The sequence below is a fragment of the Shewanella sp. 1311 genome, from assembly GCF_059338235.1.
On the sequence record NZ_CM181686.1, the window covers coordinates 1,298,475 to 1,312,483 of the forward strand.

General features: G+C 47.0%; 7 protein-coding genes and 1 CRISPR repeat array (1 of these 8 only partly in view). All 7 genes read right to left on the reverse strand.

Annotation, left to right across the window (positions count from 1 at the left end):
* Positions 1-8: 8 nt before the first annotated feature.
* Positions 9-1,340, reverse strand: coding sequence for a thymidine phosphorylase (deoA, locus tag AC5YB3_RS05840; RefSeq protein WP_494526736.1), 1,332 nt, complete (start codon positions 1,338-1,340; stop codon positions 9-11).
* A 184-nt stretch (positions 1,341-1,524) separates the two neighbouring features.
* Positions 1,525-2,295 carry a deoxyribose-phosphate aldolase gene (gene deoC / locus AC5YB3_RS05845; protein WP_006086931.1) on the reverse strand — a complete coding sequence of 257 codons (771 nt, stop codon included), beginning with the start codon at positions 2,293-2,295 and terminating at the stop codon, positions 1,525-1,527.
* A gap of 421 nt (positions 2,296-2,716) precedes the next feature.
* Positions 2,717-3,532 carry a nucleoside-specific channel-forming Tsx family protein gene (locus tag AC5YB3_RS05850; RefSeq protein ID WP_220775709.1) on the reverse strand — a complete coding sequence of 272 codons (816 nt, stop codon included), beginning with the start codon at positions 3,530-3,532 and terminating at the stop codon, positions 2,717-2,719.
* A 352-nt stretch (positions 3,533-3,884) separates the two neighbouring features.
* Entirely contained in the window at positions 3,885-5,144 is a 1,260-nt protein-coding gene (locus AC5YB3_RS05855; RefSeq protein ID WP_006086933.1) for a NupC/NupG family nucleoside CNT transporter, read from the reverse strand.
* 176 nt (positions 5,145-5,320) lie between these two features.
* The gene (locus tag AC5YB3_RS05860; protein WP_012089879.1) at positions 5,321-6,085 is read right to left on the reverse strand and encodes a TatD family hydrolase; all 765 of its coding nucleotides are present in this window, start codon (positions 6,083-6,085) and stop codon (positions 5,321-5,323) included.
* 10 nt (positions 6,086-6,095) lie between these two features.
* Positions 6,096-6,299, reverse strand: a complete 204-nt coding sequence (locus tag AC5YB3_RS05865) for a DUF5363 family protein (protein ID WP_494526737.1) — start codon at positions 6,297-6,299, stop codon at positions 6,096-6,098.
* A 90-nt stretch (positions 6,300-6,389) separates the two neighbouring features.
* Positions 6,390-7,961: a peptide chain release factor 3 gene (prfC, locus tag AC5YB3_RS05870; protein ID WP_012089881.1), complete on the reverse strand. Its 1,572-nt coding sequence runs from the start codon at positions 7,959-7,961 to the stop codon at positions 6,390-6,392.
* A 193-nt stretch (positions 7,962-8,154) separates the two neighbouring features.
* A CRISPR array of direct repeats spans positions 8,155-14,009; the repeat unit is 28 nt; unit sequence TTTCTAAGCCGCCTGTGCGGCGGTGAAC; it runs 114 nt beyond the window's last position.

Genomic DNA, 14,009 nt, shown 5'->3' on the forward strand with positions numbered 1-14,009 from the left:
ATTCTTCCTTAAAGATCCGATGCACGAATATAGGCATAGATCTCAGGTGTTTTTTCTGGAGCGGTTTCACCAATGTGAATCGCTTTTTTCACCGCAAGTTCTGCTTCAGCAAAGGCGGCTTCAGACTGTGCATAGATAACGGCAATCGGCGTCGATGAATCTACTTTATCGCCTAAAGCACACACTTGAGTTAAGCCAACACTATAGTCTAGTGCATCACCGGGCTTACGGCGGCCGCCACCTAAGGTCACAACCGCTAAACCTAACTCACGGGTATCCATGCTGTAGGCATAACCTTGCATATCGGCAAAAACCGGACGAATAATTTGTGACTGCGGTAGGTATTTACTGTAGTTTTCAACAAAATCAACCGGACCACCAAGACCCGACACCATCTTGCCAAAGAGTTCTGCAGCGCGACCATTATCGAGTACACGATTCAGTTTAGCGCGAGCATCGGCTTCATTGCTTGCAAGACCGCCAAGGAGCAGCATCTCAGCACAAAGACCCATAGTGACTTCATATAAACGCGGGTTACGGTAAGCACCCGTTAAAAAGTCTATGGCTTCTTTCACTTCAACCGCGTTACCTGCACAAGATGCAAGCACTTGATTCATATCGGTAAGCAAAGCCGTCGTTTTAGTACCCGCGCCATTTGCAACAGCGGCAATACTGCGAGCTAATTCTTCCGATGCCTCATAGGTTGGCATAAAAGCGCCGCTACCGACTTTCACGTCCATCGCCAACGCATCTAAATTACAGGCTAATTTCTTAGACAGGATCGATGCTGTGATGAGAGAAATGGATTCAACGGTGGCGGTATTATCGCGAATAGAATAGAAGCGTTTATCGGCAGGAACGAGATCGCCCGTTTGGCCAATAATCGCCACCCCGACTTCTTTCACCACTTTGCGGAACAATTCACTTGAAGGCTCAGTTTGGTAACCCGGAATGGCATCAAACTTATCGAGTGTACCGCCAGTATGACCTAGGCCGCGCCCAGAAATCATAGGCACATAACCGCCACAAGCCGCAGCCATAGGACCAAGCATGAGACTAATCACATCGCCGACACCACCAGTGCTGTGTTTGTCGATGACAGGACCGTTGAGTCCCAATGATTGCCAATTAAGCACAGTGCCAGAATCACGCATTGCTGTCGTTAAAGCGATTCTTTCATCCATATTCATGTCATTAAAATACACCGCCATGCCTAATGCGGCGATCTGACCTTCAGATACGGAGTTGGTGGTGATACCTTGAACAAAGAACTGTATCTCTTCGGAACTTAGCGCTAAACCATTACGTTTTTTACGAATAATCTCTTGAGCTAGAAACATGATACTGCCTCCAAGATAGACACTAACAACCCTGTCGCTAGTGCTTATCTTTGCAATGAAACATCAAAACTGTAGCAATATTACAAGTTCATACTATCGAAGTTTTGAGTTTGCCAAATAGATTTAGGTCACACTTAATTAGGCTCGCTATACGCTGATAGTATTAATCAGCGACAGTTTGCGATTAATAGCCTTGAGTTGGCTTAGGCGCATCAGCCAGTTCTAGTGTGTGCAGCAAGCTGTTTAATAGGCTTGAAGCACCAAATCTAAAGGTACGTGGTGAAACCCAGTCAGCCCCTAAAATACGCTCTGCAACACCGAGGAACTCAGCCGCTTGGGCAGCATCACGCACACCACCGGCAGGCTTGAAGCCTACTTGGGTATTCTTTTCGCTGATCACTGTCAGCATGATTTCAGCCGCTTCGAGTGTGGCGTTTACAGGCACTTTACCCGTAGAGGTTTTAATAAAGTCAGCACCCGCATCGATTGAAAGCTCAGATGCACGGCGGATAAGCGCAGGATCGGCTAACACGCCAGATTCGATGATGACTTTTAACAAGACTTCACCACAGGCTTCTTTACAGGCTTTGACTAATTCAAAACCAATCGTTTCATTACCTTCCATCAGCGCGCGGTATGGGAATACCACGTCAACTTCGTCGGCACCATAGGCAACGGCAGCGCGGGTTTCGAGTACAGCAATGGCAATGTCATCGTTGCCATGGGGGAAATTAGTCACAGTGGCGATTTGGATATCTTCAGCACCGATTTCATCGAGTGTCTTACGTGCAATTGGGATGAAACGTGGGTAAATGCAGATAGCGGCAGTATTGCCCGCAGCCGTTTTCGCTTTGTGGCACAGGTCTATCACTTTTTGATCTGTGTCGTCATCATTCAAAGTCGTTAAGTCCATTAACTCGATGGCGCGTTGTGCTGCTTTTTTTAAATCAGTCATAATAGCTCTCCAAAATAAAAATTAAATGAATAGAAATCAGTCGCATAAAAGCAACGCTTAAGAGGTGGCATTATTTTGATTATTTTTATGGCCGGGCCTTCAGGCGGTGCCGGGTAATTTGCTTATACAAACTACCTTGTTGTAGGTATTCAATCTTGCCTAAGTCATAAAGAGCAATAGGCATCCTGACACTTAAAATAACTTATAAGTGACCACGACTTGAATCCTTGAAGACCGGAAGAGAGGATACGAATAAAATCTTGCTCCTACTTTTCCGCGAAAAATCCATTTTAGCGCGAGAAAAACACAAACCTTTATATAAACCCACTTGTTAGCCTAATAGGCTTAGATAAAGACTCATGGTAAAACAAAGATGGAGCCGCATAATGCGGCTCCAACAAGCAACTAGTATTACAAGAGATTAGAACTTGTAAGTAGCTGAGAAATAGTGACTGATACCACTAGACTCAAAACCATCAGTATCTGGAATTAAATAGACTTCTTTATATGCTTTTAAACCATAACCAAGAGCATAGCGATCTGAGTGCCAATATAGGCCTAAGAATGTTGCACCGCCATTAGTTGCTTGCTCTCCACCATGGTACTCTTTATCTGCGCCAAATTGATAATCAACATAACCTTGGAAAGATAGGAAGCTCTTGTTATCGAAGAAGTAGAAAGGTTTGAACCAGTTAGCAGAGAATTGATAACCATTCCAATCTTTTTTATTCAAATCATAAAGACCGTACAGGTTCATACCTGTTTTGCCTAACCAAGGGATTTCAACATCAGCACCAACACCCCAGAAAGAAGCATTAGGATTAAAGTCACCATGTCCACCACCCCAGTTAAATAGAGTAGAGAAGTAAACTTCCTTTACAGGACCAAAAGATAAATCTTTGCCAGTCAATGCATCAATTGATACACGAGGAGCAAATTTCATGAACATTTTATCAGAGTTTGATTTATCGCTTGAGTCTCTTTCTGTTGGGTTAAATAGATCTACATAACCATAAAGATCAAAAATACCTGAACGACCGCCAAACTCCATTTCTAGGTAATCATGACCTGAATGAGCATCTGGCGAACGTGGTTTTTCCTTCAAAGCATACATATAATTGAATTGGTACCATTTATAATCGCTACCGTGAAGGTCTGTACGATCAGCGGCAAATGCGTTGCCAGAGATTGCAGCTACTGCTGTAGCAGCTAAAGCTAAAGTTTTAACGTTTTTCATCATCAACCCCATTTATCTTGTTTACTACCATCGAGGGTAGCGTTCTTTTTGTGGCGCTCGCATTCTACCTAGATTAAAAAAAATCTCAATAATCTAGCGTAAAATCACAAACACAAAATTCTTAATTGTGAACAAAGTCGCGACTTCTGCATTACGATTAATTAACTTAACCGTGGAACTACAACATTTAAGACAGAATGACAGCTACATCTCAGTTGCATTCTGTGTTTTTAAATTGGAGAAACTATTCACTACAGGAATCACTACTGGAAAATGGTTGAATTAACTTAGGTCCCGCCCTGCATGGTCAGGACCCAGTTAGTGGGGTTTCCCCCGACTGCCGCTCAATAACTTACATAGCTAAGAACAGACCAGCAAGTGTCGCACTCATTAAGTTAGCTAAAGAGCCGGCGATAACCGCACGAATACCCATTGTAGCTAAGTCATGGCGACGAGTAGGAGCCATAGCACCTAAACCACCAAGCAGAATCGCGATTGAAGACAAGTTAGCGAAACCACACAGAGCAAAGGAGATAATCGCTTTGGTTCTGTCAGTCATTGCTAGACCCGTTTCAGCTACTACCATACCGCCATCAGCGATGTCTTTCAGGTATGGAGCAAAGTTTAAGTAAGCAACAAACTCGTTAACTACGATCTTTTGACCGATGAAAGAACCAGCTACTAATGCTTCATTCCAAGGCACACCGATAAGGAATGCTAACGGCATGAACACATAGCCAAGGATCAGCTCAAGTGTTAACTGAGGCATGCCTACCCAACCACCGATACCACCAATGATACCGTTGATCATAGCGATCAAACCAACGAAGGCTAACAGCATAGCACCTACGTTTAGTGCTAAGTGCATACCAGATGAAGCACCTGCTGCAGCTGCATCTAACACGTTAGCTGGTTTGTCAGGATCTTCTGGCAAATCGCTCATGTCATTCTTAGCAACTTCAGTTTCAGGGTGCATCAGTTTAGCCATTAATAGACCACCTGGTGCTGCCATGAATGATGCGGCAACTAAGTACTCGATAGGTACACCCATCTGCGCGTAACCAGCCAAAACTGAACCCGCAATTGACGCCAAACCACCCACCATGATCGCAAACAGTTCAGACTGCGTCATAGTTGGAATGAATGGACGAACCACTAATGGCGCTTCAGTTTGACCCACGAAGATGTTAGCTGTTGCTGACATTGATTCTGTACGGCTTGTACCTAATGCTTTTTGTAGCGCGCCACCGATAATACGGATAACCCACTGCATGATGCCTAAGTAATAAAGCACAGCAATCAATGAAGAGAAGAACACAATAACGGGTAACACGTTAACTGCGAAGATGAAGCCAAGTTTAAAGTTAGCTAAATCACCGAACAGGAAACCGATACCGTTTTGTGCGTAACCAATAACGCTAGAAACTGCATCAGACATACCTTTCAGAATGTCTTTACCAACAGGAACGTACAGTACAAAACCACCGAAAGCGGCCTGGATAGCTAAAGCGCCACCCACTGTACGTAAATTAATTGCTTTTTTGTTATTCGATAGGAGAAAACCTATCGCAAGTAGGGTGACCACCCCTACTAAACTCATCAATATATTCATTAACCATCACCCTATTGTTAACACTTTTTAATTATGTTGTTAATCAACCTATTTCCGAGTCAGATTATACCCGAGCCCAAGTCGAAAATCGTCGTTTTGATCATATTTTTGGAGTTTAATTTCAATCGCTTAGTGGAGAATGCTAGTGCGACCTACACCTGTTTATTTAAAAACAGCTAAAGGTCAAACAGTTGCACTGCATTCGACATCAAGTGTTCTGATATTAGAACACTTGATTTTTTTTGCAAAGCGGCGATTTTGTCTATAAAAAGAACAAGGTTAGCGGGTTGGTTACGTTTTTCTGCAACATTTATCGGCGTCATCGCCGGGGAATCAGTCTCAAGTATGAGGTGTTCGAGCGGAAGTTCGGTGACAGTTTTGAGTAATTTTTTGGCATTGGGATTCATAATCAAACCACCAATTCCCAGCTTAAAACCTAACTTGATATATTCCTGTGCAATCTCAACACTGCCAGAAAAAGCATGTATCACACCGCCTCTAGGCAATTGATACTTTTTTAAACAGGCCAAAACCTCGGGATGTGCCTTCACACTATGAATAATCACCGGCAGATTAACGGATTTAGCTAACGTCAGTTGCGCCTCAAAAAACGCTAACTGCTGTGGCCATGTTGAGGAATAAAGCTTATCTAAGCCACATTCACCAATAGCAACAAAACGAGGACATTCGAGCAACGCGGCAACTTTAGATGTTAATGCTAAGATCGCTGCATCAACATCCTCTGGGCAAAACCAAGGATGGATGCCAAGGGCAAAATAGGTTTGATATTGTTCGGCAACAGCGAGCTGTTTGTGCCAGTGTTGGGGGGACACGCCAGGAATAATCAGATTATTAACCCCAACACTGCGCATTCGCTGCACCACAGCATCGCGGTCAAGATCAAACTCGGCAAAATCTAGATGTGCGTGGGTATCAATCACTGCAAATACCTCACTCTACGGTTGATTTGCCGTTTGCATGCGCTTCGGGCGGCAATGCAGTTTCGTCAGCCGTAGACGCTTTAGCGCATTTTACCGCTAATGGCGGATCTTCAAGGCGTGGCATACAACAACGACGATTTTCAGGTGTCAGCCCCATACGGTCGCACCACTGAATATAAGCCTGCCATGTTTTTGTGATCCAATTCGCCATCATTCACATCCAGAACCGTTTTTAGATTTCATTAGATACAAAAATGGCGGTGAATTCACCGCCATTTCAACAACTATTCTAAACCGAACCTAATTAGTGCTCGCGAGTTTTTGCAAACTCAATATCAGGATACCTTTCCATCGAAAGATTCAGGTTGACCATAGTTGGCGCAATATAGGTTAAGTTGTCACCACCATCGAGTGCTAAGTTTTGGCTACACTTGCGGCGGAACTCTTCAAGCTTACGCTCATCCTTACAATAAACCCAGCGAGCGGTCGAAACACTAATACCTTCGTAAATGGCTTCAACGTTATATTCGCTCTTAAGACGACCAACAACCACTTCAAACTGCAGCACACCCACGGCGCCAACAATTAAATCGTTAGTATCGATTGGGCGGAATACTTGCACAGCGCCTTCTTCAGACAACTGTACTAAGCCTTTTAACAGCTGCTTTTGCTTAAGCGGATCGCGCAGACGAATACGGCGGAACATTTCAGGGGCGAAGTTAGGGACACCAGTGAAACGGAATTTTTCGCCTTGGGTAAAAGTATCGCCAATACGGATAGTGCCATGGTTATGTAAACCAATGATATCACCAGGGTAAGCTTCCTCGGCACGCTCACGATCGCCCGCCATAAAGGTCAATGCATCGCTAACGTTAACATCTTTACCAATACGCACATGGTGCATTTTCATGCCTTGCTCGTAACGGCCTGAACACACACGCATAAAGGCGACACGGTCACGGTGTTTGGGATCCATGTTTGCTTGGATCTTGAACACGAAACCGGTGAATTTTTCTTCATCAGGCATGATAACGCGTGTATCGCTTTCGCGCGGTAATGGCTTAGGCGCCCACTCGACGATGCCGTCAAGAATATGGTCCACACCAAAGTTACCTAACGCTGTACCGAAGAACACTGGCGTCAACTCGCCTTTCAAGAAAGCTGCATGGTCAAATTCATGCGACGCGCCGCGCACTAATTCCATCTCATCGCGCAAATCAGCAGCGTAACTGCCAATCGCTTTCTCAAGATCAGGATTATTAATGCCTTTAATTACACGACGCTCTTGAATAGTGTGTCCCATACCGCCTTGATACAAGACCACTTCATCACGCAGAATATGGTAAATACCTTTGAACTCTTTACCGCTGCCAATAGGCCAAGTAATAGGTGCACAGGCAATATTCAGCACGCTTTCGACTTCATCCATCAGATCGATAGGATCGCGGATATCACGGTCGAGTTTGTTCATAAAAGTCACGATCGGCGTATCGCGCAGACGTGTCACTTCCATCAACTTAATAGTACGCTCTTCAACACCTTTAGCAGAGTCGATGACCATCAGACAAGAGTCAACAGCGGTCAGTGTACGATAGGTATCTTCAGAGAAGTCTTCGTGACCAGGCGTGTCGAGTAGGTTAACGAGGGCGCCACCATAGGGAAACTGCATCACAGACGTAGTAATCGAAATACCACGGTCCTTCTCCATTTCCATCCAGTCAGACTTAGCATGCTGACCCGATTTTTTGCCTTTAACCGTTCCCGCTTTTTGCAAAGCGTTTCCGAATAACAGCACTTTTTCGGTAATGGTTGTTTTACCCGCGTCGGGGTGCGATATAATAGCAAAAGTGCGTCGCTTATTGATTTCTATAGACATATTTATTAAGTCTTACTCGTTGTTCAATCAGTTTGTACACACGTTTGTACACAAAACTAAAATAATGATTTGTCATTTGATATCTTGGCGCGGAGTATAGCAGAATCATTCAGTTAAAATCGCGCTCAAAAATCAGCTTGTCATAGATTTTATGAACAGCCTGTATGGCATTGAACAATCGCATACTGATGAATCTCTGAGCTGCCTGTGCGGCGGTGAACGAAGCGTTCGATCCGTTTGAAGATTTTAACGATTTCTAAGCCGCCTGTGCGGCGGTGAACTGGTCTATCGATGACGAGGCCAGTGAAGAACTTTTCTAAGCCGCCTGTGCGGCGGTGAACGGCGATCACCCGCTCAGATAAGCATTTCCACTTTTCTAAGCCGCCTGTGCGGCGGTGAAAAAACGCAATTGCGTGTTTTTGTGACCAATAATTTCTAAGCCGCCTGTGCGGCGGTGAACTTGACCAGAGTGGCTAACTAGTATGCCTTTTGTTTCTAAGCCGCCTGTGCGGCGGTGAACCGTATAAATTATCTGCTAGTTCCTGCCGAATATTTCTAAGCCGCCTGTGCGGCGGTGAACTGGCCTGACGCGCCAGAGGACGTTTATATCGGTTTCTAAGCCGCCTGTGCGGCGGTGAACCGTTTGACGCATTCGCGCTTCTTTTTCAGATATTTCTAAGCCGCCTGTGCGGCGGTGAACGTGAATTTCTGTCCTCCATCACCGAGACATTTTTTCTAAGCCGCCTGTGCGGCGGTGAACTGCAAGCTGAAGCGGTACGGGTATCTAAGCACTTTCTAAGCCGCCTGTGCGGCGGTGAACCGCGAGTAAAAATGCGGTGACTTGCTGTAGTTTTTCTAAGCCGCCTGTGCGGCGGTGAACTCAACTATAAAACAGCGTGTCAATCTTTCAGTTTTCTAAGCCGCCTGTGCGGCGGTGAACTAAGTCGGACTGTTTTGATGTTGTTGAACGCTTTTCTAAGCCGCCTGTGCGGCGGTGAACGCTTTGTATAAACCGTTCAAAACTTGGCTTAATTTCTAAGCCGCCTGTGCGGCGGTGAACCGGCGAACTGGCGAAGTGGAAGAACTGCCGGATTTCTAAGCCGCCTGTGCGGCGGTGAACTTCATCATCGCGTTTACAGTGGTGGTAACATCTTTCTAAGCCGCCTGTGCGGCGGTGAACTACGTGGTTAAACGCTGTGGCATTACAATTTATTTCTAAGCCGCCTGTGCGGCGGTGAACTGACAGATACGCCAGAAAGTTTGCTAATACGTTTTCTAAGCCGCCTGTGCGGCGGTGAACTTTTTCAGCGATACGAGTCTTTAAGTTTTCAATTTCTAAGCCGCCTGTGCGGCGGTGAACTGTTCGTGCGTCCTAGGGCGACGCTGAAACCAATTTCTAAGCCGCCTGTGCGGCGGTGAACTATGGTTTCACATACTGCCAGCGTTGAGGAAATTTCTAAGCCGCCTGTGCGGCGGTGAACCATGACAATGCACCTACAGAGTGCTATTAACATTTCTAAGCCGCCTGTGCGGCGGTGAACCATGACAATGCACCTACAGAGTGCTATTAACATTTCTAAGCCGCCTGTGCGGCGGTGAACGAGACACCGCTAGCAAACTGCTGACCTTGATATTTCTAAGCCGCCTGTGCGGCGGTGAACACCACTTTGGAATCACAGACCAGCGCTATAGCTTTCTAAGCCGCCTGTGCGGCGGTGAACTTCGGTAGTGACTGCATACCTGTTCCCTAACTTTTCTAAGCCGCCTGTGCGGCGGTGAACTTCAGTCAACGCAATCCGTTAACGACTGCACTTTTCTAAGCCGCCTGTGCGGCGGTGAACATTGGTTTATGATGGTACCATGTGTTGGAGTGTTTCTAAGCCGCCTGTGCGGCGGTGAACTCCCTGTACCTACAAACTTCCCGAATGTTAGCTTTCTAAGCCGCCTGTGCGGCGGTGAACGTCCATCGTCATAAAGCGTTTTGCAGGTAACATTTCTAAGCCGCCTGTGCGGCGGTGAACACAGCAGTACGGGTCTTACTTCAATACTATACTTTCTAAGCCGCCTGTGCGGCGGTGAACTGCAACCACTAATCAGTGATAGGTATGAAGATTTTCTAAGCCGCCTGTGCGGCGGTGAACTGAGAATGACAAATAAAAAGCCCAGTGTTAATTTTCTAAGCCGCCTGTGCGGCGGTGAACCAAGTTCTCTGGCGCTTTATAATGTAATCAATTTTCTAAGCCGCCTGTGCGGCGGTGAACACCCATGCGAGCTGACTCGACACTGGCCAAATTTTCTAAGCCGCCTGTGCGGCGGTGAACCGCTCACGTCCAGCGTGTGCAACTGAGTACATTTTCTAAGCCGCCTGTGCGGCGGTGAACTGAATTGCAATCAAAAAGTTTTTGGCGTCCAATTTCTAAGCCGCCTGTGCGGCGGTGAACCGTTGATTTCGAGATAGAAGTTTTCAACGTTATTTCTAAGCCGCCTGTGCGGCGGTGAACTCACATCTGCGTAATACTCGTTTAATGTCTCATTTCTAAGCCGCCTGTGCGGCGGTGAACTCGGTGACTTTGTTTACTACAGTGACACTACCTTTCTAAGCCGCCTGTGCGGCGGTGAACACGACGAACACTATATTAAAAAAACCTATCACTTTCTAAGCCGCCTGTGCGGCGGTGAACAAGTCATTTATGAACCACTCGAACACTAAAATTTTCTAAGCCGCCTGTGCGGCGGTGAACTGTTTCAAATGCTCTGTCTCCAAAGCGAAAAATTTCTAAGCCGCCTGTGCGGCGGTGAACAATCATCGCCATTTGAAGCGAACGCGCTTAGTTTTCTAAGCCGCCTGTGCGGCGGTGAACAAAAAACCAGCGCGACACTTGCAGAACTTAAATTTCTAAGCCGCCTGTGCGGCGGTGAACTTGATGAACAACTAATGCAACCAATCCTGATATTTCTAAGCCGCCTGTGCGGCGGTGAACTCGACAAGAAAGAGCTATCACCGGTAAATATATTTCTAAGCCGCCTGTGCGGCGGTGAACCTCTCAGCATTGGAACTGTAAATGCTTCTTTATTTCTAAGCCGCCTGTGCGGCGGTGAACTATTGCGCGGCCGCGTTGGATTTAACAGCACATTTCTAAGCCGCCTGTGCGGCGGTGAACTTTTTACGGGGCACTAGATAAGCATGCTTAAGTTTCTAAGCCGCCTGTGCGGCGGTGAACAGTAAGTATCGATGCAGTGGACATGATACCAATTTCTAAGCCGCCTGTGCGGCGGTGAACATACATATCGCTTTATTGAACTTGGCGAGCGTTTTCTAAGCCGCCTGTGCGGCGGTGAACTGAACTCAGAAATTACCCATTCGAAAGTAAAATTTCTAAGCCGCCTGTGCGGCGGTGAACGTTAGCTGAGTCAATCCAAACCTTAATTAACATTTCTAAGCCGCCTGTGCGGCGGTGAACTCGGCATATCAAGCATACCGCCCGACTGTAGCTTTCTAAGCCGCCTGTGCGGCGGTGAACACAGACCAGCAAAAAGCGCTGGCAGATTATCTGTTTCTAAGCCGCCTGTGCGGCGGTGAACAAGGAAACGCTAAGTTTTTGAGTCGTTATAAATTTCTAAGCCGCCTGTGCGGCGGTGAACCAGTACATGAATAAGCGCCTTGATCAAGTTAATTTCTAAGCCGCCTGTGCGGCGGTGAACCGTGATCTTCTTGCTCTGTGTCCACATCATCATTTCTAAGCCGCCTGTGCGGCGGTGAACTCTCATTGTGATTAGGTCACATAATAACCCAATTTCTAAGCCGCCTGTGCGGCGGTGAACTCAACTTCAGGCATTGGCTTCTTTCTCCAATATTTCTAAGCCGCCTGTGCGGCGGTGAACAAGTTTTTGCCTCCTGGCCCTGCGACAGATAATTTCTAAGCCGCCTGTGCGGCGGTGAACTGTCTAATAGCCCGCCTGCAATCGGTAGGCCATTTCTAAGCCGCCTGTGCGGCGGTGAACTCGACGGCGTGGTCAAGGGCGTAGGTGCTCAGTTTCTAAGCCGCCTGTGCGGCGGTGAACTCAAGCAGTCGTTATTAGCCATGGGATTGTCATTTCTAAGCCGCCTGTGCGGCGGTGAACCAGCCAGCGGTGCGGAGCTTTCGGGGCTTAAATTTCTAAGCCGCCTGTGCGGCGGTGAACTGTTGCGTATCGCACAGTGCAAATTCTCCTCATTTCTAAGCCGCCTGTGCGGCGGTGAACTCTCATTTGAACGGTTCGATTTAGGACCTATATTTCTAAGCCGCCTGTGCGGCGGTGAACACGTTTCAGTGGAGTGCTTGCCTGTGATTTGATTTCTAAGCCGCCTGTGCGGCGGTGAACCAGTAGCAGAGATCAGCAAGCCCTCGGATACATTTCTAAGCCGCCTGTGCGGCGGTGAACATTTCATGCTGCATCAAGTACTTATTCTATTATTTCTAAGCCGCCTGTGCGGCGGTGAACTGTTGCAATAGATACGTAGTTTGTTGTCTTCTTTTCTAAGCCGCCTGCGCGGCGGTGAACTTGCATATTGAGTTATCAAATTAACTGATTAATTTCTAAGCCGCCTGTGCGGCGGTGAACTAATATCGAATGAAGTGTCACCCTCTTTCGGATTTCTAAGCCGCCTGTGCGGCGGTGAACAAGCGTACCTCTGCAGAGGCAGGTAAAGCAGATTTCTAAGCCGCCTGTGCGGCGGTGAACTTAATTTGGTAGCGGTGTTGACAATCGAACACTTTCTAAGCCGCCTGTGCGGCGGTGAACTAACGGTAATTGCGTAAAATGCAATCGACTAATTTCTAAGCCGCCTGTGCGGCGGTGAACATATCAACGTTATCTACCCCATACTTATCAATTTTCTAAGCCGCCTGTGCGGCGGTGAACTGCTGCTTATGTTTTTCTTGGTGGAACAAGGGTTTCTAAGCCGCCTGTGCGGCGGTGAACAATCGACACATCGTATAGCTTTCCAGATTCAATTTCTAAGCCGCCTGTGCGGCGGTGAACATGCTTAATCCTTGGTTTCTTCTTGCTTAACATTTCTAAGCCGCCTGTGCGGCGGTGAACTATCGCCCTAAGCACAGTGAACTACCAATCAATTTCTAAGCCGCCTGTGCGGCGGTGAACTAGATTACACACTCGCCGTTGTAATTAGTGCATTTCTAAGCCGCCTGTGCGGCGGTGAACTAGTCAGTTCGCCTTCACCTTTTTCAGTAACATTTCTAAGCCGCCTGTGCGGCGGTGAACTCCTTTCCATGTGCCGCGCCTGCGGCCTTAATTTTCTAAGCCGCCTGTGCGGCGGTGAACTAAAACTTTGCCTAAGTGGGTAAACGGGTTTATTTCTAAGCCGCCTGTGCGGCGGTGAACCACTTCTTGTTAAATTTTGAATTTCTGCAAATTTTCTAAGCCGCCTGTGCGGCGGTGAACAGCTCACCTTGAACTATGAGATCACCCCTGAATTTCTAAGCCGCCTGTGCGGCGGTGAACGGTCGGCGGGTTCGCAAGAAATTTGCGACAAATTTCTAAGCCGCCTGTGCGGCGGTGAACCTTAAATATGCCTTTGTGAGTATGGGCCAGCCTTTCTAAGCCGCCTGTGCGGCGGTGAACAACCAGTTAGACCAGATGTATAGCGCCATTATTTTCTAAGCCGCCTGTGCGGCGGTGAACATCGAATTACGGTGAAATTCCGTCCTAATGATTTTCTAAGCCGCCTGTGCGGCGGTGAACGATCGCCAGCCGTACGTCGCTTGACACTTCAATTTCTAAGCCGCCTGTGCGGCGGTGAACGTTTCCGTTCCAATGCTTTTCTGCACCATTAATTTCTAAGCCGCCTGTGCGGCGGTGAACAGGTTATCGAATGAACCCTGTTTTAGATGAAATTTCTAAGCCGCCTGTGCGGCGGTGAACTGTCTTGTAGATATCTGAGATCTTTCCTCTACTTTCTAAGCCGCCTGTGCGGCGGTGAACGTCACTAAAGGGATAACAAAGTCACTGTTTGATTTCTAAGCCGCCTGTGCGGCGGTGAACCTATGA

Coding starts and splice junctions, on each gene's coding strand:
- AC5YB3_RS05855 (WP_006086933.1), bottom strand. CDS start 5,144: ATGAATATATTGATGAGTTTAGTAGGGGTGGTCACCCTACTTGCGATA.
- prfC (WP_012089881.1), bottom strand. CDS start 7,961: ATGTCTATAGAAATCAATAAGCGACGCACTTTTGCTATTATATCGCAC.
- AC5YB3_RS05850 (WP_220775709.1), bottom strand. CDS start 3,532: ATGAAAAACGTTAAAACTTTAGCTTTAGCTGCTACAGCAGTAGCTGCA.
- deoA (WP_494526736.1), bottom strand. CDS start 1,340: ATGTTTCTAGCTCAAGAGATTATTCGTAAAAAACGTAATGGTTTAGCG.
- AC5YB3_RS05865 (WP_494526737.1), bottom strand. CDS start 6,299: ATGATGGCGAATTGGATCACAAAAACATGGCAGGCTTATATTCAGTGG.
- deoC (WP_006086931.1), bottom strand. CDS start 2,295: ATGACTGATTTAAAAAAAGCAGCACAACGCGCCATCGAGTTAATGGAC.